18 protein-coding genes and 1 tRNA gene are annotated in these 22,210 nt (G+C 70.7%); 12 read left to right on the forward strand and 7 right to left on the reverse strand.

Going from position 1 to position 22,210, the window contains the following annotated elements:
* Positions 1-109: 109 nt before the first annotated feature.
* From OG570_RS08020 to lon, 4 genes are all read left to right on the forward strand, one after another.
* The gene (locus OG570_RS08020) at positions 110-1,048 is read left to right on the forward strand and encodes a GNAT family N-acetyltransferase (protein WP_326945986.1); all 939 of its coding nucleotides are present in this window, start codon (positions 110-112) and stop codon (positions 1,046-1,048) included.
* A gap of 72 nt (positions 1,049-1,120) precedes the next feature.
* The gene (locus tag OG570_RS08025) at positions 1,121-1,972 is read left to right on the forward strand and encodes an SAM-dependent methyltransferase (RefSeq protein WP_326956104.1); all 852 of its coding nucleotides are present in this window, start codon (positions 1,121-1,123) and stop codon (positions 1,970-1,972) included.
* Positions 1,969-2,817: an SAM-dependent methyltransferase gene (locus OG570_RS08030; protein WP_326956105.1), complete on the forward strand. Its 849-nt coding sequence runs from the start codon at positions 1,969-1,971 to the stop codon at positions 2,815-2,817. The genes OG570_RS08025 and OG570_RS08030 overlap by 4 nt, the downstream gene beginning before the upstream one ends.
* Positions 2,818-3,208: 391 nt before the next feature.
* On the forward strand, positions 3,209-5,611 hold the full coding sequence (lon, locus tag OG570_RS08035) for an endopeptidase La (RefSeq protein ID WP_326956106.1): 2,403 nt from the start codon (positions 3,209-3,211) through the stop codon (positions 5,609-5,611).
* 61 nt (positions 5,612-5,672) lie between these two features.
* Here lon and OG570_RS08040 read toward each other — a convergent pair whose 3' ends face one another.
* Complete coding sequence (locus tag OG570_RS08040) at positions 5,673-6,692, reverse strand: LacI family DNA-binding transcriptional regulator (protein ID WP_326956107.1); 1,020 nt, start codon at positions 6,690-6,692, stop codon at positions 5,673-5,675.
* Positions 6,693-6,865: 173 nt separating this feature from the next.
* On the opposite strand from OG570_RS08040, the gene OG570_RS08045 reads away from it, so the two are divergent.
* The 5 genes from OG570_RS08045 to OG570_RS08065 are packed head-to-tail and all read left to right on the forward strand — an operon-like array spanning position 6,866 to position 14,591.
* Entirely contained in the window at positions 6,866-8,518 is a 1,653-nt protein-coding gene (locus OG570_RS08045; protein ID WP_326956108.1) for a glycoside hydrolase family 13 protein, read from the forward strand.
* 16 nt (positions 8,519-8,534) lie between these two features.
* The gene (locus OG570_RS08050) at positions 8,535-9,890 is read left to right on the forward strand and encodes an ABC transporter substrate-binding protein (RefSeq protein ID WP_326956109.1); all 1,356 of its coding nucleotides are present in this window, start codon (positions 8,535-8,537) and stop codon (positions 9,888-9,890) included.
* The gene (locus OG570_RS08055; RefSeq protein ID WP_326956110.1) at positions 9,887-10,843 is read left to right on the forward strand and encodes a carbohydrate ABC transporter permease; all 957 of its coding nucleotides are present in this window, start codon (positions 9,887-9,889) and stop codon (positions 10,841-10,843) included. The genes OG570_RS08050 and OG570_RS08055 overlap by 4 nt, the downstream gene beginning before the upstream one ends.
* A complete protein-coding gene (locus OG570_RS08060; RefSeq protein ID WP_247060447.1) occupies positions 10,840-11,700 on the forward strand; it encodes a carbohydrate ABC transporter permease in 861 nt (286 codons plus the stop codon). Before OG570_RS08055 ends, OG570_RS08060 begins: the two co-directional genes overlap by 4 nt.
* Before the next feature lie 23 nt (positions 11,701-11,723).
* Positions 11,724-14,591, forward strand: coding sequence for a carbohydrate-binding protein (locus OG570_RS08065; RefSeq protein ID WP_326956111.1), 2,868 nt, complete (start codon positions 11,724-11,726; stop codon positions 14,589-14,591).
* A 46-nt stretch (positions 14,592-14,637) separates the two neighbouring features.
* Here OG570_RS08065 and OG570_RS08070 read toward each other — a convergent pair.
* A tRNA-Tyr gene (locus OG570_RS08070) sits at positions 14,638-14,720 on the reverse strand.
* 117 nt (positions 14,721-14,837) lie between these two features.
* Here OG570_RS08070 and OG570_RS08075 point away from each other — a divergent pair.
* Positions 14,838-15,329 carry a YajQ family cyclic di-GMP-binding protein gene (locus OG570_RS08075; RefSeq protein ID WP_247060445.1) on the forward strand — a complete coding sequence of 164 codons (492 nt, stop codon included), beginning with the start codon at positions 14,838-14,840 and terminating at the stop codon, positions 15,327-15,329.
* A 66-nt stretch (positions 15,330-15,395) separates the two neighbouring features.
* On the opposite strand, the gene OG570_RS08080 is transcribed toward OG570_RS08075, so the two are convergent.
* Both OG570_RS08080 and OG570_RS08085 read right to left on the reverse strand, forming a co-directional pair.
* Positions 15,396-15,842, reverse strand: coding sequence for a GNAT family N-acetyltransferase (locus tag OG570_RS08080; RefSeq protein ID WP_326959928.1), 447 nt, complete (start codon positions 15,840-15,842; stop codon positions 15,396-15,398).
* Positions 15,843-15,858: 16 nt separating this feature from the next.
* On the reverse strand, positions 15,859-16,518 hold the full coding sequence (locus OG570_RS08085) for a hypothetical protein (RefSeq protein ID WP_326956112.1): 660 nt from the start codon (positions 16,516-16,518) through the stop codon (positions 15,859-15,861).
* Positions 16,519-16,695: 177 nt separating this feature from the next.
* Between OG570_RS08085 and OG570_RS08090 the strand changes: the two genes are divergently transcribed.
* Both OG570_RS08090 and rfbA read left to right on the forward strand, forming a co-directional pair.
* The gene (locus tag OG570_RS08090) at positions 16,696-17,832 is read left to right on the forward strand and encodes a sialidase family protein (protein WP_326945974.1); all 1,137 of its coding nucleotides are present in this window, start codon (positions 16,696-16,698) and stop codon (positions 17,830-17,832) included.
* A 76-nt stretch (positions 17,833-17,908) separates the two neighbouring features.
* A complete protein-coding gene (gene rfbA / locus OG570_RS08095) occupies positions 17,909-18,790 on the forward strand; it encodes a glucose-1-phosphate thymidylyltransferase RfbA (protein WP_247060435.1) in 882 nt (293 codons plus the stop codon).
* Here rfbA and OG570_RS08100 read toward each other — a convergent pair.
* From OG570_RS08100 to htpX, 3 genes are all read right to left on the reverse strand, one after another.
* On the reverse strand, positions 18,787-20,097 hold the full coding sequence (locus OG570_RS08100) for an NtaA/DmoA family FMN-dependent monooxygenase (RefSeq protein WP_326956113.1): 1,311 nt from the start codon (positions 20,095-20,097) through the stop codon (positions 18,787-18,789). The two genes, rfbA and OG570_RS08100, sit on opposite strands and share 4 nt — an antisense overlap.
* Position 20,098: 1 nt before the next feature.
* Positions 20,099-21,193: an LLM class flavin-dependent oxidoreductase gene (locus tag OG570_RS08105; protein WP_326956114.1), complete on the reverse strand. Its 1,095-nt coding sequence runs from the start codon at positions 21,191-21,193 to the stop codon at positions 20,099-20,101.
* 89 nt (positions 21,194-21,282) lie between these two features.
* Positions 21,283-22,143: a zinc metalloprotease HtpX gene (htpX, locus tag OG570_RS08110; protein WP_326945971.1), complete on the reverse strand. Its 861-nt coding sequence runs from the start codon at positions 22,141-22,143 to the stop codon at positions 21,283-21,285.
* Positions 22,144-22,210: the final 67 nt, after the last annotated feature.

The following is a 22,210-nucleotide window of genomic DNA, read 5'->3' on the forward strand; positions in this document are numbered from 1 at the left end:
TGCCTCGATAGCGCTGACCTGCGTGGACCAAGGGGTGAAACATCAGGTATCCCCTATCCCCGAGGCACCCTCTACGCATTCCGGGCCGGTTAGCGCTTCAATGTGCCCCATGCACAGCGATGTGATTGCCACCGAGCACGCGACGCGGCTCGCGGCGGTGGACCCCCTCCTCCCCGGCTCCTCCCCCTTCGAGAGCACCGAAAACGCGGTGGTGCTGGACGTCGACCTCGGCGACTCGGCCGCCACCGGGCGCGCGTCCCGCGTCCAGGTGGACCGCGACGCCCCCAACGCGCCGTGGCGCGCGCTCACCGAGCACCGCCTCGACCTCCAGCTGGCGGGCCCGCAGCCGGCCGCCGCGCTCGACGCACTCCTCACCCGATGGGATGAACATCTGCGCGCGGTCGCCGAACCGGGCGACACCGAGACCGCCGCGGTCCTCCCGCGGGCCAGCCGGGACGCCGCCGGCACGCGCGAAATGCTGCACCACGGCTTCGCGCCGCTGCGCGTGGTCGCGGTCCGCCCGGCCGACCGGATGATCCCGGAGGGCCCGCGCGGCACCCCGGGCGTCAAGATCCGCCGGGCCGAGCCGGGCGACCTCGACACCGCGGTGGCGCTGGGGATGGAGCTGCACTCCTTCGACGCCCAGTACGGCACGGTGAACCTGCGCTCGGGCGTCGAGGACATCCTGGCCAAGGACCTCGCCGAGCAGCTCAACCGGCCGGAACCGCCGTTGTGGATCGCCGAGCTGTACGGCCGCGCGCTCGGCATGGTGAACGTCCAGCACCCGGGCGAGACCGGCTGGATCAGCGACCGCGTCAAGGCCGAGCGCGTCGGCTACCTGTCGTCCTTGGCCGTCGCCGAGGCGGCGCGGTCCTCCGGTGTCGGCACCGCGCTGTCGGCCCACGCCCACCAGGTGCTCGACGAGGAGGGCACCGACGTCGTCCTGCTGCACCACGCCGCGGCGAACCCGCTTTCGACGCCGTTCTGGTACGCCCAGGGCTACCGGCCGCTGTGGACGTATTGGCAGCGTCGCCCAGCCGTTCGGTGAACTACTGGCGGATTACCGGTCGCACTCCGTCCTTATAGGCTGGCGCCAGGACTCGAGGGATGGGGAGCCGAAGTGAACGAGCGGGACGCCGCGCCCAGAGCACCCGAGGGCGTCGACACGGAGAAGCCGTCCGCGGCCCGGATCTACGACTGGTACCTCGGCGGTACCCAGAACTGGGCCGTGGACCGCGAGTTCGGGCGGCGCGTCGAACAGCAGTGGCCGCTCGTGCGCCCCGGCTCCAAGCAGAACCGCGAGTTCATGAACCGCGCCGTGCGCGCGGCGCTCAAGGCCGGGATCCGCCAGTTCGTCGACCTCGGCTCCGGTGTCCCGACGGCCGGCAACGTCCACGAGGTCGTCGAGGCCGAGCTGCCGGACGAGCACGACGCGACGGTCGTCTACGTCGACTACGAGCCGGTCGCCGTCGCCCACGCGACGCTCATCCTCGAAGAGGAGGCGGCGACCGACTGGGCCGGCATCGTCCAGGCCGACATGCGCGACGCCAAGGCCGTGCTGCGCGCGGAAGAGACGAAGCGGCTCATCGACTTCTCGAAGCCGGTCTGCGTGATGATGATGGCGGTGCTGCACTTCGTCGGCCCGGACGACGACCCGCACGGCCTGCTCAAGGCCTACCGCGACGCGCTCGCGCCGGGCAGCTGGCTGGCGATCTCGCAGATGAGCGAGGGTGACGGCGAAGGCGAGTCGCTGGCCGGTCTGCGGTGGTTCGTCGAGCAGTACCGGAAGACGAGCAACCCGGTGTGGCTGCGCACCCGCGAGGAGATCGTGCCGCTGTTCGGCGACTGGCCGATCCTGGAACCCGGCGTCGTGCACCTGCCGGACTGGCGGCCCGACCGGAAGCTGAACGTCCTGGAAGCCGAGGCCCGCCCGTACGCGTGGTGCGGCATCGCGGAGAAGCCGCTCGGATGAGCGAAAACGCGCCGACCGCACCCGCCGGGGTGGACACGGAGAAGCCGTCCGCCGCGCGTGTCTACGACTGGTACCTCGGCGGCAACCACCACTGGGCGGTCGACCGCGAGTTCGGCCGCCGCGTGGAGAAGGTGTGGCCGCTGATCCGGCCGATCTCGCGGCAGAACCGGGCGTTCATGAACCGCGTCGTCGCGGCGGCGATGGACGCCGGCGTCCGCCAGTTCGTCGACCTCGGCTCCGGCGTGCCGACCGCGGGCAACGTGCACGAGATCGTCCGGGAGCTGCTGCCCGACGGCGAACGCGCGTCGGTGGTCTACGTCGACTACGAGCCGGTGGCGGCCGCGCATTCCCGGCTGATCCTGGAGAAGGAAGACGCGACGGACTGGGCGGGCCTGGTCGAGCGCGACATCCGGCGGCCCGCGGAGATCTTCGCGGACGACGTCGTGTCGGACCTGATCGACTGGTCGCGGCCGGTGTGCCTGCTGATGATCACGGTGATGCACTTCGTCGGCCCGTCGGACGACCCCGACGGCCTGATGGCGACGTACCGGGCGAAGCTGGCGCCGGGCAGCTGGCTGGCGCTGACGCACGGCACCTGCCGCGACGACGCCCCACCGGCCCGCGCGGCCGAGGTGAAACGATTCATCGACGCCTACCGCGCCACGACGAACCCCGCGTGGCTGCGCACGGCGGAAGAACTGCTCCCCTGGTTCGGCGGCTGGCCGCTCTTGCCGCCGGGGATGACATCGTTGCCGGACTGGCGCCCCGACGAGCGTCCGACAGTGCTGGATCTGGAGACGCGGCCCTTCGCCTGGTGCGCGGTCGCACGCCGCCCGAGTCTCTGACCTGCGCTTTCCCTGCCGCCGGACACGGCTCGGACTCGACGAGGCGCACACACGCCTGCTCTGACGACCTCTCTTCGCCGCGACGTGCCGCGACCTGCGCCGGGCGAGCCCAGACCCTCGATCCGCCCTGGTCGTCTCGGCACCGGACATGACCTCCCCCGCTCACGTAAGGGCGGCTCGCGCACGTCGGCGGGAGCGGTCTCGCCGCACCCGTCCGCGACCCACGATCTCCGGCGGGCAGCCCGGTCCACGCGACCGGTCACCGTCCTTGATCGCCGCCCGAGTCTCTGACCTGCGCTTTCCCTGATCGCTGTGGGCGAACGCACCATCGGAAACAAACACACCCATCGGAGAGTTGAGCAAGGCAGACTCAACTACCCGAGGAGTGCACATGTCCGACACCCGCCTCCTGCCCGTGCTCCCGCTCGATGACGACGTCGTGCTGCCGGGCATGGTCGTCCCGCTCGACCTCACCGACACCGAGACGCGGGCCGCGGTGGAGTCCGCCCAGGCCGGCACGCCCAGCCAGGCGTCCTTCCCCGGCATCCGGTCGACCGGCTCCGCGAAGGCCGAAGTCCTGATCGTGCCGCGCGTCCACGGTGAGTACGCCGAGTACGGCACCGTCGCGACCGTCGAGCGCATCGGGCGCGTGCCCGGTGGCAAGGCCGCCGTCCTGCTGCGCGGCACCGCCCGCGCGCTCGTCGGCCGGATGGCCGACGGTCCCGGCGCCGCCCGCTGGGTGCACGCCGAGGACGCCCCCGAAATCACCGGCGACCAGACCGCGAAGCTCGCGGCCGACTACAAGGCCGTCGTCATCTCGATCCTCCAGCAGCGCGGCGGCTGGCAGCTGATCGACGCCGTCCAGCAGGTCGAGGACCCGTCCGCGGTCGCCGACCTGTCCGGCAACGCGCCGTACCTCGACACCGACCAGAAGGTCGAGCTGCTCACCACGCTCGACGTCACCGCCCGCCTGGAGAAGGCGCTCGAGTGGAGCAAGGAGCACCTGGCCGAGCTCGAGGTCACCGACACGATCCGCAAGGACGTCTCCGAAGGCATGGAGAAGCAGCAGAAGGAGTTCCTGCTGCGCCGCCAGCTCGAAGCGATCCGCAAGGAGCTGGGTGAGCTCGACGGCAGCACCGACGACACGGACTACCGCGCCCGCGTCGAAGGCGCCGAGCTGCCCGACGCCGTGAAGAAGGCCGCGCTGGCCGAGGTGGACAAGCTGGACCGGACGTCCGAGCAGTCCCCCGAGGGCGGTTGGATCCGCACCTGGCTGGACACCGTCCTGGAGCTGCCGTGGAACGAGCGCACCGAGGACGTCTACGACATCGCGGCCGCGCGGGCGGTGCTGGACGCCGACCACGCGGGCCTGGACGACGTCAAGGAACGCATCATCGAGTACCTGGCCGTCCGGAAGCGTCGCGCCGAATCGGGTCTCGGCCCGGTCGGTGGCCGTCGTTCCGGCGCGGTGCTCGCCCTCGCGGGCCCTCCCGGGGTCGGCAAGACGTCGCTGGGTGAGTCCGTCGCGAAGGCCATGGGCCGCAAGTTCGTCCGGGTCGCCCTCGGCGGCATCCGCGACGAGGCGGAGATCCGCGGCCACCGCCGCACCTACGTCGGCGCGCTGCCCGGCCGGATCGTCCGCGCCATCAAGGAAGCCGGCTCGATGAACCCGGTCGTGCTGCTCGACGAGATCGACAAGATCGGCGCCGACTACCGCGGCGACCCGACGGCGGCGCTGCTCGAAGTGCTGGACCCGGAACAGAACCACACGTTCCGCGACCACTACCTCGAGGTCGAGCTGGACCTGTCCGACGTCGTGTTCCTGGCGACGGCCAACGCCCTGGAGACCATCCCCGGCCCGCTGCTGGACCGGATGGAACTGGTGACGCTGGACGGCTACACCGAGCACGAGAAGGTCACCATCGCCCGCGACCACCTGCTCCCCCGCGAGCTGGAGCGCGCCGGCCTGAGCACGGACGACGTCGCGCTGACGGACGCCGCGTTCAGCCGGATCGCCGCCGAGTACACCCGCGAGGCGGGCGTGCGCGCCGCGAACCGCACGATCGCGAAGGTGCTGCGCAAGATCGCGACGAAGGTGGCGCTCGACCAGGCCACCCTGCCGCTCACGATCGACGATGCCGACCTCCCGGACTACCTCGGCCGGCCGCGCCACCTGCCGGAGTCGTCGCTGCCCGCGTCGACCCAGCGGACCGCGACCCCGGGTGTGGCCACGGGCCTGGCGGTGACGGGTGCCGGCGGTGACGTCCTCTACATCGAGGCGTCGCTGGCGGACCAGGAGTCCGGCGCGTCCGGGCTGCAGCTGACCGGCCAGCTCGGCGACGTGATGAAGGAGTCCGTCCAGATCGCGCTGTCCTACCTGCGCTCGCACGGCGCGGAGCTGGAACTGCCGGTCGGCGACCTGAAGAACCGCGGCATCCACGTCCACGTGCCGGCCGGCGCGGTCCCGAAGGACGGGCCGAGCGCGGGCGTCACGATGACGACGGCGCTGGCGTCGCTGCTCTCGGGCCGCGTGGTGAAGGCGGACGTCGCGATGACCGGCGAGGTGTCCCTGACCGGCCGCGTCCTCCCGATCGGCGGCGTCAAGCAGAAGCTGCTGGCGGCCCACCGGGCCGGGATGAAGACGGTGATCATCCCGCAGCGCAACGAGCCGGACCTGGACGACGTCCCGGCCGAGGTGCTGTCCCAGCTGGACGTCCACGCGGTGGCGAACGTCCGCGAGGTCCTGGACCTCGCCCTGACCCCGGCTTCGACGCCGGTTGCCCAGGCGGCGTAACCCCGAACGCCGCCACCCGAACGGCCGGTTTCCCTGTCCCCCAAGGGAAACCGGCCGTTTCCTATGTCCGGACCGGGGCGGTCGACTCGCGTTCGACCAGCGAGACGTCGATCGTCACCGGGTGCTTCGGGCGTTCACTCTTCTCGATCGAGTCCATCAGGATGGACACCGCCGTCGATGCCTTGCGGGCGATGTCCTGCGACACCGTCGTCAGCTTCGGTGTGACGTAGTTGCAGAGGTCGAGGTCGTCGAAGCCGACCACCGAGATGTCCTCCGGGACGCGCGCGCCCGCCTCGGTCAGGCCGTGGACGATGCCGACCGCGAGGATGTCCGCCGTCGCGAACAGCGCCGTCATGCCGGGGTGGCGGTCAGTCAAACCCAGGCCCAGCTCGTGGCCTTCGGCGTACGTCGTGTTGACCGTCTCCACCAGGTCCGGCCGGGCGACGCCGGCGTCCGCGAACGCCTGGCAGAAGCCCTCGAAGCGTTCGTGGACCACGCCTACGCCGCTGAACGCCGGGCCGGCGAACAAGATCCGGCGGTGACCGAGGTCCAGGAGGTGCCGGGCCGCGAGGCGGGCGCCCGCGAAGTCGTCCGAGCGCGTGCCCGTCGTGAGGCGGTTCGCCGAGTAGCTGTCGATCGCGACGACGTGGACCGCGCCGATCGTCTTCTTCGTCAGGTTGCCGACCTCCTCGTCGAGGAAACCCAGCAGGATCGCGCCGTCGAGGCTCCACGACCGCAGCGCCTCGGCGACCTCGTCCGGGTGGGCGACGCCGCGCAGCAGCAGGTGGTAGCCGTACTTGCGCAGCTCGCGCTCGATCAGGCCGACGATCGCCATGGTGTGCGGGCTGATCATCAGGCTGTCCTCGTCGGCGGCCGGCACCAGCAGGCCGACCAGCCGCGACGCCTTCGTCGCGAGGCTGCGGGCCGACGCGCTCGGGACGTAGCCGAGCTCGGCCGCGATGCGCTGGACCTTCTCGATGGTCCCGGGTGAGACGCGCGCGCGGTTGCCGTTCATCACGTTCGACACGGTCATCATGCTCACGCCCGCCTGCTCGGCGACCTCCCGCAGCGTGACGCGCACCCTCGGACTCCTCTCGCTCACCCCGGGCCCCAAGGTTACGGGACCGGCCGTTGACAAGCGGCCGGGGACGACATTACCGTCTATCGAGGTATAGCGCTAAACCTAATCGCCGCGGGCCTGGGTCCGCACCCTTCGCCGCGCTCCGGAAACCGTTGAGCCAGAACGGGAGTCCCGTGACCACCGACCTCTCGACCAGCCCGCTGACCACACCCGCCGAGCAGGCGGCACCGTGGTGGCGCGGTGCCGTCATCTACCAGATCTACCCCCGCAGTTTCGCCGACGGGAACGGCGACGGCACCGGTGACCTCGCCGGCGTCCGCGCCCGCCTGCCCCACCTCAAACGCCTCGGCGTGGACGCCATCTGGTTCACGCCCTGGTACTCCTCGCCGCTGGCCGACGGCGGTTACGACGTCGCCGACTACCGCGTCATCGACCCGGCGTTCGGCACCCTCGACGAGGCCGAACAGCTGATCGCCGAAGCCGCCGGGCTGGGCATCAAGACCATTGTGGACATCGTCCCCAACCACGTCTCGGACCAGCACGAGTGGTTCCGGGCCGCACTGGCCGCCGGGCCGGGATCGCCGGAGCGCCAACGGTTCTGGTTCCGCCCGGGCCGCGGCGAGCACGGCGAGCTGCCGCCGACGGACTGGGAGTCCAGCTTCTCCGGCGGCACCTGGACCCGCACCACGAACCCGGACGGCACGCCCGGCGACTGGTACCTGCACCTGTTCGCGCCCGAGCAGCCGGACCTCAACTGGAACCACCCGGACGTCCGCGCCGAGCACGAGCGCGTGCTGCGCTTCTGGTTCGACCGGGGTGTCGCGGGCATCCGCATCGACTCCGCGACCATGCCGGTCAAGGACCCGGCGCTGCCCAACGAGGTGACACCGGACGCGCACCCGTTCGTCGACCGCGACGAGATCCACGACATCTACCGCGGCTGGCGGGCCGTCGCCGACTCCTACGCCGAGCCGCGGGTGCTGGTCGGCGAGGTCTGGCTGGCCGACCCGCACCGCTTCGCCCGCTACCTGCGGCCGGACGAGATGCACACGGCGTTCAACTTCGACTTCATGATGCGCCCGTGGGACGCCGGCGAGCTGCGCACCGCCATCGTGTCCACTTTGGACGCCCACGGCCCGGTCGGCGCGCCGCCGACGTGGGTGCTGTCCAACCACGACGTCACCCGCGCGGCCACCCGCTACGGCCGCGAGGACAGCTCGTTCGGCTTCGTGGGCCGCGCCTTCGGCATCCCCACCGACCTCGCGAAGGCGCAGCGCCGGGCCCGCGCGGCCGCGCTCCTGTCGGCGGCCCTGCCCGGCTCGCTGTACGTCTACCAGGGTGACGAGCTGGGCCTGCCCGAGGTCGAGGACCTGCCCCTGGACGTCCTGCAGGACCCGATGCACTTCCGCTCCGGCGGCACCGACCCCGGCCGCGACGGCTGCCGCGTCCCGCTGCCCTGGACGTCCGACGCGGACAGCGCGTTCGGGTTCGGTGCCGGAACCCCGTGGCTCCCCCAGCCGGCGAACTGGGGTGACTACTCGGTCGAGCGGCAGGACGGCGATCCGCGGTCGATGCTGACGCTCTACCGCACCATGATCGCGTCGCGCCGGGCCGAACCGGCGTTGCGTGGGGAGGAGTTCGCCTGGGCGGGCGAAGACGGCGACGACGTCCTCGCCTTCCGCCGTGGCGACGACCTGCTCTGCCTGGTCAACTTCGGCGAAACCCCGATCGACCTGCCGTCCCACCTCGAAGTCCTGCTCGCCAGCGGCGAGCTGGCCGGCTCCCAGTTGCCCACCGACACAGCCGTCTGGCTGCGAGTCCAGTAACCCGCCAGGAGTGACGATGAAGTCCTCGAAGATCGCCGCGGTGTGCCTGTGCGCCGCCGCCGCGCTGACCGCCTGTTCCGGTGGCGACGCCACCACCACCGCCGACGGCAAGACCGTCGTCAAGGTGTCCATCGAACCGGGCCTCGACCAGGGCGCGGTCGCCGCGTTCAACACCCGGGTGACCCAGTTCGAAGCCGCGAACCCGAAGATCGACCTGGTCCCGCAGGAGTTCAAGTGGGACGCGACGACGTTCACCGCGCAGCTGGCGGGCGGCACGCTCCCCGACGTCCTGACCATGCCGTTCACCGACGGCCGCGGCCTGATCGAACGCCGTCAGCTCGCCGACATCAGCGGCCTGGTCGACCAGCTGCCGTACGCGAAGAAGTTCAACCCCGAGGTCGCGAAGGCGGGCTCGGCCGACGACGGCAAGATGTGGGCCGTCCCGATCGCCGCCCACGGCCAGGCGCTGCACTACAACCGGACGCTGTTCAAGCAGGCCGGCCTCGACCCGGACAAGCCACCGTCCACTTGGGACGAGATCCGCGCGGACGCGAAGCAGATCGCCGGGAAGACCGGCCAGGCCGGGTACGCCCAGCTGACCACGGACAACACCGGCGGCTGGATCCTCGCCACGCTCGACTACGCCTTCGGCGGCCGCACCGAGCAGCTGACCGGCGACAAGGCGACGGCCACGCTGAACACGCCGCAGATGGCCCGCGCGCTGCAGACCATCCACACCATGCGCTGGGACGACAACAGCATGGGCGCCAACTTCCTCTACGACTGGAACGGCATCAACCAGGACTTCGCCGCCGGCCGGATCGGGATGTACGTCTCCGGCGGCGGCAACTACGGCTCGCTGAAGGCGCAGAACGCGATCAAGGCGGACGACTACGGCGTCACGGCCCTCCCGCTCGACGGCTCGAACGCCGGTGTCCTCGGCGGCGGCACGCTCGCCGGCGTCAAAGCCAAGGCGAACGACGCCGTCAAGGCCGCGGCGGTGAAGTGGATCGACTTCTACTACCTGAGCAAGCAGGCCGACCAGGCCGCGGCCGTCGCCGACGCGAAGGCGACCGCGGACTCCGGTGAAGCCGTCGGCTCCCCCGAGCTGCCGGTGTTCGACAAGGCGACCTTCGACCAGCGGATGGGCTGGATCGCGCAGTACGTCAACGTGCCGGTGAAGCAGATGACGCCGTACACGGACAAGATGTCCGGCCAGCCGCTGATCCCGGAGCCGACGCGCTCCACCCAGCAGGTCTACGGCCTGCTCGACCCGGTGGCGCAGAAGGTCCTGACCGACCGCGGCGCGGACATCCCCGCCCTGCTGGCCGACGCGCAGACGCAGGCCCAGGCGTTGCTGGACAAGCCGTGACGCTCACGGCGGCCCGGCCGGCGGCGGTGACCCCGCGCCCGGCCCGGGCCCGCCGCCGTCGCACCCCGATGACGTGGGTGCGCGGCGGCGGCCTCGGCACGATCCTGTTCCTGCTGCCGATGCTGGTCGTGTTCGGGCTGTTCTCGTGGCGGCCGATCGGCCAGGCCGTCGTGATGAGCTTCCAGCAGACGAACCTCGTGTCCGACCCGGTGTTCGTCGGGCTCGACAACTATCGCGCTGTCCTCAGCGACCCGCAGCTGTGGAACGCCGTCGGCAACACGCTGTGGTTCGCCGTGCTCGCGCTGCTGCTCGGCTACCCGATCCCGCTCGTCGCCGCGGTGCTGATGAGCGAGGTCCGCCGGGCGAAGGGCCTCTACAGCGCGCTGGCCTACCTGCCGGTGGTGATCCCGCCGGTCGTGGCCGTGCTGCTGTGGAAGTTCTTCTACGACGCGAGCCCGAACGGCGTGTTCAACACCGTGCTGGGCGCCGTCGGGATCAGCCCGGCGCCGTGGCTGCAGTCGGCGTCGACGGCGATGTTCTCGTTGGTCGCGGAGGCGACGTGGGCGGCGGCGGGCGCCACGATCATCATCTACCTCGCCGCGCTGACCAGCGTCCCGCCCGAGCAGTACGAGGCGGCCGAGATCGACGGCGCGTCGGTCTGGGGCAAGGTCTGGCACGTCACGCTGCCGCACCTGCGCGGGGTCCTGCTGATCACGTTCATCCTGCAGATCGTCGGCACCGCGCAGGTGTTCCTCGAGCCGTTCCTGTTCACCGGCGGCGGCCCGGCGCGGTCGACGACCACGATCCTGCTGCTCGTCTACGACTACGCCTTCGCCGACAGCCTCGGCGGCGACTACGGCGCCGCGACCGCGTTGAGCGTCCTGCTCGCCCTGGTCCTGGGCTTGTTCTCCGCGGTGTACTTCCGCCTCACCCGCTCCTGGAGCAAGTCATGACGCGCGCCCTGCTCTCGCCGTCGGACTGGCGGCGGCCCGCCGTCCGCCGCACCACCCGCACGCTGCACGCTTTGTTGCTCGCGGCCCTGTTCCTGGCCGGCCTGGGCCCGATGCTGTGGCTGGCGAAGGCGGCGGTCACGCCGACGCAGGACACGCTGCGCGACCCGCTGGCCTTGTGGCCGCACGGGATCGACTTCGCCAACCTCTCGACGGCGTGGACGCGCGTGCAGATCGACAAGTACTTCCTCAACACCGTGTGGGTCGCCGCCGGGTCGTGGCTGGTGCAGCTGATCGTCGCGACGACGGCCGGGTTCGCGTTGTCGGTACTGCGGCCGCGCTACCGGCGCGTGCTCACCGGCGTCGTCCTGACGACGTTGTTCGTGCCGGCCGTCGTGCTGCTGGTGCCGCTGTACCTGTCGATGGTCGACTTCTCGCTGATCAACTCGTTCTGGGCGGTCTGGCTGCCTTCGGGCGCCAGCGCGTTCAACATCCTTCTGGTGCAGCGGTTCTTCGACAACCTCCCGCGTGAGGTGTTCGAAGCCGCTCGCGTCGACGGTGCGGGCCCGCTGAGGTTGTTCTGGTCGGTCGTGCTGCCGATGTCACGCCCGATCCTCGGCGTCGTCTCGGTGTTCGCGATCGTGGCCGCCTGGAAGGACTTCCTGTGGCCGATGCTGGTGCTGCCCGACCCGGCGGTCCAGCCGCTCTCGGTCCGGCTGCCGGCGCTGCAGAAGTTCGTCGAGCTGGACGTCTTCCTCGCCGCTTTGGCTATTTCGACGGTGATCCCCGTCGTTTTGTTCCTCGTGTTCCAGCGGATGTTCCTGCGCGGCAACGCCTTGAGCGGGGCCGTCAAGGGCTGACTCTCTTTGTTGGGAGAAAACAGATGCGCAGATCTCCTGTTCTGGCCGTCGCGGTGCTCACTTTCACCGCTCTCTTGTCCACGGTCCCGGCGCACGCCGCGACCACCCGTCTCGAAGCCGAATCCGCTGCTCTTTCGGGCGGCGCTGTGGTCGAAACCGACCATCCCGGCTACAGCGGTTCCGGCTTCGTCGGCGGTTTCACCGACGGCCACCGCGGCACCGCGCGGACGACGTTCGCCGTCAGCGCGGCCTCGGCCGGTTCGTACACCCTCGCGCTCGGCTACGCCAACGGCACCGGCTCTTCCCGGACCCTCTCGCTGAGCGTCGACTCCTCTGCCGCACAACAGGTTTCGTTGCCCGCGACGGCTTCCTGGGACAGCTGGGGCTCGGCGAGCGTCGCCGTCACCCTCGGCGCCGGCACGCACAGCGTGTCCTACACATTCGGCTCGGGTGACAGCGGAAACGTCAACCTGGACCGCCTCGACGTGACGCCGTCCGCCACCGGGCAGGCGGGTCCGCTGTTCGAGGCCGAGAACGCGACGCTCACCGGCGGTGCGGTCGTCTCGACCGAGCACCCCGGCTACAGCGGGAGCGGGTTCGTCGGCGGCTACACCGACGGCAACAAGGGCAACGCCCGGACGTCGTTCGCGGTCAAGGTGACCACCGCGGGGGCGCAGTCGCTCGCGCTGCGGTACGCGAACGGCACCGGTGCCGCCATGACGCTTTCGCTCTATGTCGACAGCGTCCGCCAGCGCCAGGTGTCGCTGCCCGCGTCGGCGAACTGGGACACCTGGACCAGCGCGACCGAGTCCGTGACGCTGACCGCGGGCGACCACACGGTGGCGTACGCGTTCGACAGCACCGACTCCGGCAACGTGAACCTCGACAGCCTGACCGTGACGCCGTCGGTGCCTTCGCAACCCGCTGGTCCTGGCGAGGCGGAGGCGGCGTTCCTGTCCGGCGGCGCGACCGTCGGCACGGCGACCACGGGCTTCACCGGGCCGGGTTACGTGACCGGCTTCGGGACCGCGGGCGCGCGTCTGGTGCGCACGTTCGCGATGGCGTCGGCGGGCACGGCGACCGCGACGATCCGGTTCGCCAACGCGGGCACCCTCGCGGTGGCGGCGAACGGCCGTGACGCCGGGACGGCGACCCTGCCGTCGGGCACCGGCTGGCGGACGGCCACGGTCACGGTGCCGGTCCGCGCCGGCGTCAACACGCTGCAGCTGGCCGGCACCGGCAGCGACGTCCTGGTCGACAGCGTCGTCGTCGCGAACGAGACGGCGTTGGCCGCGCGGGGCGCGACGACGCCGTACACCGAGTACGAGGCCGAAGCCGGGAGCACCACCGGGACCGTGCTCGCCGCGGACCGGACGTTCCACACGGTCCAGGCCGAGTCGAGCGGCCGCCGCGCGGTGCGGCTCGGCGCGACCGGGCAGTCGGTGAGCGTCACGCTGACCAAGCCCGCGAACGCCGTCACCCTGCGGTTCTCGATCCCGGACAGCGCGGACGGCGCCGGGCAGACCGCGCCGCTGGCGCTCTACGCGAACGGGACGAAGATCCGCGACCTGTCGCTGACGTCGAACTACAGCTGGGTCTACGGCGTGTACCCGTACACGAACGTGCCGTCGCAGGGCAGCCCGCACCGGTACTACGACGAGACACGCGCTTCGATCGGTGACTGGCCCGCGGGCACGGTCCTGAAGCTGCAGAAGGACGCGTCGAGCACGGCCGCGTACTACGACGTCGACCTGCTGGACGCCGAGCAGGCACCGACTGCGGCGACCGCCCCGGCGGGTGCGCTGTCCATCACGTCGTACGGCGCGGTGCCGGACAACGGCTCGGACGCGACATCGGCGATCAACGCCGCGATCGCCGCGGGCGCGGCCCAGCACAAGCCGGTGTGGATCCCGGCGGGGACGTTCCGGATCACGTCGAAGATCAACGTCGCGAACGTGCGCGTTTTCGGCGCGGGGCCGTGGTCGTCGGTGATCCAGGGCACCGGTCCGCGCGGTGGCTTCTTCGGCACGGGCAGCAACGTGACGCTGGCCGACTTCGCGATCTTCGGTGACGTCCGGATCCGCGACGACAACGGCTCGGACGGCGCGCTGGACGGCAACTTCGGCACCGGGTCGCTGATCCAGAACCTGTGGATCGAGCACACCAAGGTCGGGTTGTGGGCCGACTCGGGCACGAACGGCCTGTACGTCGTCGGCACGCGGATCCGCGACACGTTCGCGGACGGCGTCAACATCCACGCCAAGGACGCCGGCACGAGCAACGTGCGCGTGGACCAGTCGATGGTCCGCAACACGGGCGACGACGGGCTGGCGATGTTCTCCGAAGGCAACACGGTGGCCGGGAGCGCGTACACGTTCAACACGGTCCAGTCGCCGGCGCTGGCCAACGGCATCGGTGTCTTCGGCGGGTCCGGCAACCGCGTCGAGGACAACGTCGTCGCGGACAACGTCACGGCGGGCTCGGGCATCACGGTCGGCACCCGCTTCAACCCGGTCCCGCTGTCGGGCACGACGTCGATCCGCCGCAACACGCTCGTGAGGACGGGCAGCTTCGAGTACAACTGGAACTCGGCGATCGGCGGCCTCTGGATCTACGCGGATTCGGCACCCATCGCGGCCCCGATCGTCGTCGAGGACCTGACGCTGACCGACAGCGGTTACCAGGGCGTGCTGCTGAGCTTCCAGAAGTCGATCACGCAGCTGAGCTTCGACCGCGTGACGATCGCCGGAGCGGGCACGTACGGCATCGAGACGAACGCGACGGGCAGCGCATCGATCGCGCATACAACGGTGACGGGCGCCACGTCGGGAGGGCTGCTCAACGACGGCGGCTACACGCTGGTGAGGGGAGCCGGGAACTCGGGCTTTTAACGCAAGCGGCCCCGGTGACCTGCGAGGTCACCGGGGCCGCTGGGCGTGGCGGGTGAGGGATTCGAACCCCCGTAGGCGTAAGCCAACTGGTTTACAGCCAGTCCCCTTTGGCCACTCGGGTAACCCGCCCAAGCCGGTTGTACCGGCCGGGGAGAAGCTTACCCAAGCACTCCCGGCGGGGGTCAACCGGGATACCCGGGACTAGGCTGGGTGCCCCTGACTAGCGAGTACGAGGTGTGAGGACACGTGGCGGATCCCTCTTTCGACGTCGTGAGCAAGGTCGACCACCAGGAGGTGGACAACGCGCTGAACCAGGCGAGCAAGGAGCTGGGCACGCGCTTCGACTTCCGCGGCACGGGCACGACGATCAACTGGTCCGGCGAGGAGGCGATCGCGATCGAGTCCGAGACCGAGGAGCGCGCCCTGGCCGCGGTCGAGGTCTTCAAGGAGAAGCTGATCAAGCGCAGCATCTCGTTGAAGGCGTTCGAAGCGGACGAGCCGGCCTTGTCGGGCAAGATCTACAAGCTCAGCGGCAAGATCATCCAGGGCATCGCCTCGGACAAGGCGAAGCAGATCGCCAAGTTCATCCGCGACGAGGGCCCGAAGGGCGTGCAGGCGCAGATCCAGGGCGACCAGCTGCGGGTGTCGGGCAAGAAGAAGGACCAGCTGCAGGACGTGATCGCGTTGCTCAAGGGCAAGGACTTCGAGATCGCGCTGCAGTTCACGAACTACCGCTGACGCACCCTCGTTGACCTGCGGGTATCCCCTACCGGGTGCCCGTGGGTACAACGTCGGCGAGTGCCCTCAGCTCCGGTCCGCGTCGCGGCGGTAGCTGTAGTGGATCAAGCCCTCGTGGTACTTGCCCACCCTGTCGTACAGCGCGCGAGCCGGGGCGTCCGCCAGCGTGTTCCAGTACAGGCCCGGGAAACCCTGCTCCTTCGCGTCCCTCGCCACCCAGTCGATCATCGCCGTCGCGATGCCCCGCCGGCGGGCTTCCGGGGCCACGAACAGGTCCGCCAAGTAGCACTTCGCGGCGTACCAGATGCTCGCGTGGAACAGGTAGTGCGCTGCGCCCACCACCTCGCCGTCCAGGCGGGCGGCGATTCCGCGGGTCCGGTCGTCGTCCAGCAGGCGGCGCCAGGTGCGTTCGTAGGCTTCGTCGGCTCGCTCCACCTCGAAGTGCGCGTCCTTGCCGCGGGCCAGGACTTCCCAGCGGGCGCGGTCGGATTCGGTCAGGAAGCTGATCTCCACCAACGAATGCCTCCGCTCAGGACGGCGTGATCGTCCAGCTCGTCTCGTAGCCGTCCACCCTCAGGTACGCCGGGCCTCGAACGTCCCGGTCCACCTCGACGTCGCCGATCTCGTTGACCAGCAGGTCGCCGGTCTCCTCGGACTGCACCCACAGGGCTATGTTGCCGCGGGTCTTCGCTTTGAGGTGGACGCGTGTGATGCCCGCCGGGACGCGCAGGACCGCGTCGCCCTTGCCGGTTGACGGCTTGGCGGCGCTCGCCTCCGGGAGGCTTCGGTAGTCCGCGATCGTCGCCGTCCAAGGGGCGTCCGCCAGGACCGTCACCTTCCTCGTGGGGCGGTCCGGTTCCGTGTTCAGCCAGGTCGTGCCCTTGTACGCGCCGATCGCGTTGACCAGGCCGAACTCGCCGCCGTCGGTGCTGATGATCACGTTGCCCGCGCACTTCGGGCAGTCGAACGTGAAGAAGCCCAGCTGGTCCGCCGGCCACGTCACCGCGAACTGGCCTTCGCCCTTGCCCGTGTGCGTCTCCGGCGGCACGTCCCGCGGCGCGGCCGGCGCAGCCGTGGAAGGAGGCGAAGAAGCAGAGGAACCAGCCGCCACAATCACGCCGTACCCGGTACCCGACGCGCACCCCGACGCCAGCACCACGGCCGCCAGCGCGCACACCAATTTCCTCATCAGATCCCCCTCAGTGATCTTTCGGCCGGCTTTGCCCCGGCGTTACCGTCGCCTTGTGTGATCGATCACCCAATCGGGCACAGGCAAACCCCGAACGTGCGAACGCCGCGCGACCGTCCACAGCAGACCGCCTGCAGCGTGTTGTAATCGCGCGGTCACCGTGTGGAGAGGGTCAGGATGCGCCGTTTGCTCGTCTTCGTGCTTCCGCTGGTCCTCGTCACCGCCCTGCTGACACCCGCGAGCGCCGCCGAGCGCCGGCAGCTCGTTCCCGGCTACGGCTCCTACGCCCGGCTCGTGCGGCTCGAGCACTCCGCCTTCGGACGCGGGCGCATCATCGCCGCGCTCACCAGCGAAGACGCCGGGGGCAAGTTCACCCCCGTCATGGAGAGCACGGACGAAGGCGCGTCGTTCCACGAGATCGCCGAGATCCACGACCCCGACGGCCGCTACGGCATGTGCTGCGGCACCCTCTACGAACTCCCGCAGCGCGTCGGCCGGCTCCGCGCGGGCACCCTGCTCTGGGCCGCGTCCTACCGGCAGGACGCCGGGGCGCAACGCCGCGTCGGGATCAAGATCTGGGCCAGCAAGGACGGCGGCCGCTCCTGGGGGTTCCTGGCCGAAGCCGCCCGCTCGCACAACATCGACGGCATCTGGGAGCCGGAGTTCACCGTCGACGCCGGGGGCACGCTCTGGCTGCACTTCGCCGACGAGACGCAGGCCCCGAAGTACGCGCAGGTGCTCAACCGCGTCGCCTCGACCGACGGCGTGAACTGGGGCACCAAGCAGCTCACCCTGGCCATCCCGCCGGACCGCGTCCGCCCCGGCATGCCGATCATCCGGCGGCTGCCCGACGGCCGGTACTACTTCGCCTACGAGATCTGCAACTTCCGCGACCGCTACTGCGACCCGTACTTCAAGATCTCGCCCGACGGCGCCAACTGGGGCAGCCCGACCGACCCCGGCACCCGCGTCAACACCGCGAACGGCAACTACTTCCAGCACGCGCAGACGATCACGCTGTTCCCCGGCGGGCCGAACGGCGTCCGGATCGTCATGGTCGGGCAGATCTACACCGACGCCAAGGGCAAACCGCAGCCCGGCAACGGCCAGGTCCTGCTCGCGAACGACAACTTCGGCAGCGGCAACTGGTACGAGCTGCCCGCGCCGGTGCACATCACCGGCATCTACAACAACTTCTGCCCCAACTACTCCTCGACGCTGCTGCCGGTCGACGACGGCAAGAACGTCCTGGAGATCGCCACCGAGTACAACCTCGGCTGCAAGGCCTACTTCGGCAAGGGGCCGGCCTTCTAGCGCTTCCCCATCACGGCTCCACCCGTTGCCCCGTAGGGTGGGCCGCGGCGGTGGACCGAGCAGAGGGAGGCAGCGAATGAAGGGCATCGTGCTGGCCGGAGGCAGCGGGACACGCTTGCACCCGATCACCCAGGCGGTGTCGAAGCAGCTGCTCCCCGTCTACGACAAGCCGATGGTCTACTACCCGATCTCGGTGCTGATGCTGGCCGGGATCCGCGAGATCCTCATCATCTCCACCCCCGCTGACCTGCCGATGTTCCGCAAGCTGCTGGGCAACGGCGACCAGTTCGGCCTCGCGTTCACCTACGCCGAGCAGGCCAGTCCCAACGGGCTGGCCGAGGCGTTCGTGATCGGCGCGGACTTCATCGGCGACGACGACGTCGCGCTGGTGCTCGGCGACAACATCTTCTACGGCCAGGGCTTCTCCAGCCGGCTGCAGGCCGCGGTCCGGGACCTCGACGGCTGCGTCCTGTTCGGCTACCCGGTCAAGGATCCCGAGCGCTACGGCGTCGGCGAGGTCGGCGCGGACGGCAAGCTGGTCTCCATCGAGGAGAAGCCGGCCAAGCCGCGCTCGAACAAGGCGATCACCGGGCTGTACTTCTACGACAACCAGGTCGTCGAGATCGCGCGGGCGCTCAAGCCGTCGCCGCGTGGCGAGCTGGAGATCACCGACGTCAACCTCACCTACGTGCGCCAGGACCGCGCGACGCTGATCGAGCTGAGCCGCGGGTTCGCCTGGCTCGACACCGGCACGCACGATTCGCTGCTCGAGGCCGGGCAGTTCGTGCAGGTGCTGGAGCACCGGACCGGCGTGCGCATCGCCTGCCTCGAGGAGATCGCGCTGCGGATGGGCTTCATCGACGCCGACGAGTGCTACGCGCTGGGCTCGAAGCTCGCGAAGTCCGGCTACGGCGACTACGTCAAGGCCGTCGCCGTGGCGGCGGGAGCCGCGGCCTAGAACAGCTGGTCACGCAGCGTCGGCCCGGCGTACTCGGTCCGGAAGACGCCGCGTTCCTGCAGGTGGGGGACGACTTTCTCGACGAACTCGTCGAGCCCGCCCGGGGTGAGGTGCGGGGCGAGGACGAAGCCGTCGGCCGCGTCGGACTGGACGTACTCGTCGATCGTCCCGGCCACGGTCGCCGGCGAGCCGACGAACTGCTGGCGCGCGGTGGCCTCGATCACCAGCTCGCGGATCGACAGCTTCTTCTCCTCGGCGAGGGCCCGCCACTTCGCGGCCAGCGCGGCCGGGTCCTTCTCGTGCCGGACGCGGCCCCAGGTCAGCGGCGCGGCGTCCGGGTCAGGGTCGATGTCGGGCAGCGGCCCGTCGACGTCGTAGGCCGACAGGTCGCGGCTCCACACCTGCTCGAGGAACTGGATCGCGGTGGCCGGACGGACCTGCTGGTACCGGATCTCCCGCGCGCGCTCCGCGGCTTCGGCGTCGGTGTCGCCGAGGACGAACGCCGCGGCCGGCATGATCAGCAGCTCGCCGGGCTCGCGGCCGTAGGTGCTCAGACGCCGCTTGACGTCGTGGAAGAACGCCTGGCCGTCTTCGAGCGTGCCGTGCCGGCTGAAGATGACGTCGGCGGCCTTCGCGGCGAACTCACGGCCTTCGTCGGAGTCGCCGGCCTGGATGACGACCGGCTGCCCCTGCGGTGTGCGCGGCAGCGTGAACTCGCCGTGGATGTCGAACTGCGGTCCACTGTGGATGAACTTGCCGGGGTCGCGCGCGAAGACGCCGTTCTCCTTGTCCCCCACCAGGGTTCCGGGCTGCCAGCTGTCCCACAGCTCGCGCACGGTGGCCAGGAACTCCTCGGCGCGCGCGTACCGGTCCTCGCGCTTGAGGAAGCCGCCGCGCCGGAAGTTCCGGCCGGTCCAGGCGTCCGGCGACGTCACGACGTTCCACGCCGCGCGCCCGCCGGAGAGGTGGTCGATGCTCGCGACCTGGCGCGCCACCTCGTACGGCTCGTTGAACGTCGACGACAGCGTCCCGGCCAGGCCGAGGTGGGTGGTGACGGCCGACAGCGCGGCCAGCACGGCGGTCGTGTTGGGCCGGCCGACGACGTCGGTGTCGAGGATCTTGCCCGCGTGCTCGCGCAGCCGCAGGCCTTCGGCGAGGAACAGGAAGTCGAGCTTGCCGCGTTCGGCCGTGCGGGAGAGGTGCTCGAACGACGCGAAGTCGATCTGGCTGCCCGCCGCCGGATCGCTCCACACCGTGGTGTTGTTGACGCCGGGGAAGTACGCGGCGAGCTTGATCTGCTTGGTCATCTCAGGCTCCCGGGGTGACGGCGTACTGGTTGACCGCGCGGCCGAGCCCGAGGTGCTCGCGCAACGTCGAGCCGCGGTAGCCGGGCCGGAACGCGCCGGCCGCGCGCAGGGCCGGGACGACCTCGCCGGTCAGCAGGTCGAGGTCGTCGGGCAGCACCGCCGGTCGCAGGTGGAAGCCGGCGACGCCGGACTCGGCGGCCCAGCGCGGCAGCTCGGCGGCCAGCTGCGCGGGCGTGCCGACGAAGGACAGGCCGACGGGCTCGAACGGCGTCAGCGCGTCCAGCTCCCGCCGCCGGTCCCGGGCGGTCTGCGCGGTCTCGGCGAGCACGATCGAGACGGTCGCGAGCACCTTCGCGCCGGGGAACCGCGCGGCCGCGGCGCGCACGGCGTCGAGGTGGTCCGCCCTGGTGATGACCAGGTCGGCGGCGACGGCGTGCGGGGAATCGCCGTAGACGGCGGTCACCGGGTGGCCTTGCGGCGGCCGCGGCGTGATCGACGGGCCCTTCACGCTGAAGAAGCCGCCCTCGAAGTCGACGTAGTGCAGCTTCTCCCGGTCGATGAACCGGCCGGTGGCCGCGTCGCGGATGATCGCGCCGTCCTCCCAGCTGTCCCATAGCCGGGTGACGACGTCGACGACCTCGGCGTTCTCCGCCTCCGCGGCGGCCTCGGCGGGCGCCGGGCGCCGGCCGAAGTGCGCGGCCTCGGCGTCGGTGCGCGACGGCACGGCGAGCACGCCGGCGCGGCCGCGGCTGGCGTAGTCCAGCGTCGCGACCGACGTCGAGACGTGGAACGGCTCGGTGTGCGTGGTGGTGACCGTCGGCACCAGGCCGATCCCGCTGGTCGCCGGCGCGATCGCGGACAGCGTGAGCAGCGCGTCGAGGCGGCCGCAGACGACCTGTTCGCCGCCGGACTGCAGCGCCAGCGAGTCGTCGAGGGTGACGAAGTCGAGCGAAGCCGCTTCGGCGAGCTTCGCGTACTTCAGGTAGTGGCCCGAGGTGAACAGCGCGGCGGGCTCGGCCGCGGACACGCGCCACGCGGCCGGGTGGTACCCGGCCCCGTCGATGGCGACGCCCAGGTGCAGCTCTGCGGAGACCATGCCTGCGCAACTCCGCGCACCCGACGTGGATTCCCCGTCCCACCATGTGGAAGAAACGCAGCTTTCCCCGTGAAAGTGACGCCTGGGGGTCAGAGGCCGCCGGGGGCGCGGCGGGCCATCTCCTCCAGCCGCGCGATGCGGTCGGCGATCGGCGGGTGCGTCGAGAACAGCTTGCTCATGCCCTCGCCCGGGCGGAACGGGTTCGCGATCATCAGGTGCGACTGCGACACCAGCTGCGGCTCCGCGACCAGCGGCCGCGCCCGCGTGCCCGCGTCCAGCTTGCGCAACGCCGAGGCCAGGCCCAGCGGGTCGCCGGTCAGCTCGGCGCCGGACGCGTCGGCCTGGTACTCCCGCGACCGGCTCACGCCCATCCGGATGACGGCGGCCGCGATCGGCCCGACGAAGAGCAGCAGCAGGCCGACCAGGGGGTTCCCGTCACGGTTGTTGCCGCCGAAGAAGAACGCGATGTTCGCGAGCACGCTGATCAGGCTGGCCAGGGCCCCGGCGACGCAGGAAATCAGGATGTCGCGGTTGTAGACGTGGGACAGCTCGTGGCCGAGCACGGCCCGCAGCTCGCGCTCGTCGAGGATGTCGAGGATGCCGGTGGTGCAGCAGACCGCGGCGTGACGCGGGCTGCGGCCGGTGGCGAACGCGTTCGGCGCGGCCGTCGGGCTGAGGTACAGCGCCGGCATCGGCTGCCGGGCGACCGTCGCGAGCTCGCGCACGATCCGGTACATCGCGGGCTGCTCGGCCTCGGACACCGGCTGCGCGTGCATCGCGCGCAACGCCAGCTTGTCCGAGTTGAAGTAGGCGAAGGCGTTCATCCCCAGCGCGATGACCAGGCCGATGACCAGGGCACCGCGGCCGAAGAGCCCGCTGATCGCGACGATGATCGCCGACAGCAGGCCGAGCAGCAACGCCGTCTTCAACCCGTTCTGGTGCCCGTGCACGCGCGCTCGCCTCCGTCCGCTCTTTCCCGCTCTTCTGGTGGGTTACCCACTGGAAACAACGCGATCG

It is taken from the genome of Amycolatopsis sp. NBC_01286 (genome assembly GCF_035982555.1).
In the GTDB taxonomy this organism is placed as follows: domain Bacteria; phylum Actinomycetota; class Actinomycetes; order Mycobacteriales; family Pseudonocardiaceae; genus Amycolatopsis.